Raw genomic sequence first — 1,108 nt, 5'->3', positions numbered from 1 at the left:
TGTTGATCCTGTTAGCAGTCCGGGGCCGGCGCTTCATGCCGGATCCGGAGAAATGAGAGTGCCCGTCCGCCATGCAAAACCTCCGACAAGTAATCGCCTCGGCCATCCTGCAGACGAAGGACGAGGAGGGCTGGGCGCGCTGCCAGGATGTCGGAAACCTCGTTCGCCGTGAAGTGGGCGAGGTCAACTGGCGCCTCTCGGGCACGCGCGGGCTCCTCGACTACCTCAGGAAGCATTCGGCCACCTTCCGCTGCGACGTCCGCCCGGACGGGCGCGGCGGGAACGACTGCCGCGTGCGGCTTCTTCACGACGAGACGGCCGAGGAGGCCAGGCGCCTTCATGAGGCGCAGACGAACCCCGAGGTGACCGAAGCCGACCTCCACGACATGGTGCGCGGCGTCGTCGCCCGCGAGAGCCTCGAGGGCGCCCGGTTCGTCGACCTCTCCCGCATCAACGACGCCGTGAAGAGCGCTTCGCCCGACTTCGACTGGGCGGTCTTCGGCGTAAGGAAGCTCTCGAACTACTTCAAGGGGCTCGCGCAGACGTACGCGCTCGAGACGGAAAGGCTTCCGAACGGCGCAAGCGCGATGCGCGTGCGCGTGCTGACGGAGGAAGAGCGCGCGGCGGCTCAGGCCGAGGCGGCTGAAGCGGCTGAGACGGCTCAAGTGCAGGAGGCGCTGGATTCGCAGGAGACGCAGGAAGTCTCTCACCCCATGGACAGGCCGGACGGCGCCGGGGCGTCCGCCGCATCCGTTGAATCTGCGGCGGCGTCGGGAGAGGTGCAGGCCTCTGAAACGGTTGAGGCGTCTGAGGCGCAGGAAGCGTCCGCCGCTCCCTCGGCCGGCGCAGGCCGCGACGCACCGGAGCATCGTGAGCTCGAGGAGAAGAACATGGTTGAGAAGGACGGGTGGCGGGGCGCCCCCGAGGCCGCGGCTGGCGAAGCGTCAGCCGCTCGTGCGGACTCCGCATGCATGAAGATGATTCATCCGCTCGATCCCGGGCTGAAGGGCGTCGCATTGGTTTCGCCCCTGAGTCAGGCGCTCTCGGGCGTCATGGGGCGCTCCACGGCTCCCCTGGAGGCGACGGCGGGAATCCCCGACGAGGTGGT

The 1,108-nt window shown here is 68.3% G+C and carries 1 protein-coding gene; it reads left to right on the top strand.

The features are described from left to right. Positions 1–71 precede the first annotated feature (71 nt). The coding region (locus tag ACT6Y9_RS11070) for an OST-HTH/LOTUS domain-containing protein (protein WP_443744569.1) at positions 72–1,108 on the top strand (1,037 nt) is incomplete at its 3' end.

Origin of the sequence: Sutterella sp., assembly GCF_052272535.1 — a bacterium.
In the GTDB taxonomy this organism is placed as follows: domain Bacteria; phylum Pseudomonadota; class Gammaproteobacteria; order Burkholderiales; family Burkholderiaceae_F; genus Sutterella.
This window is presented reverse-complemented; position numbering and strand designations above follow the sequence as displayed.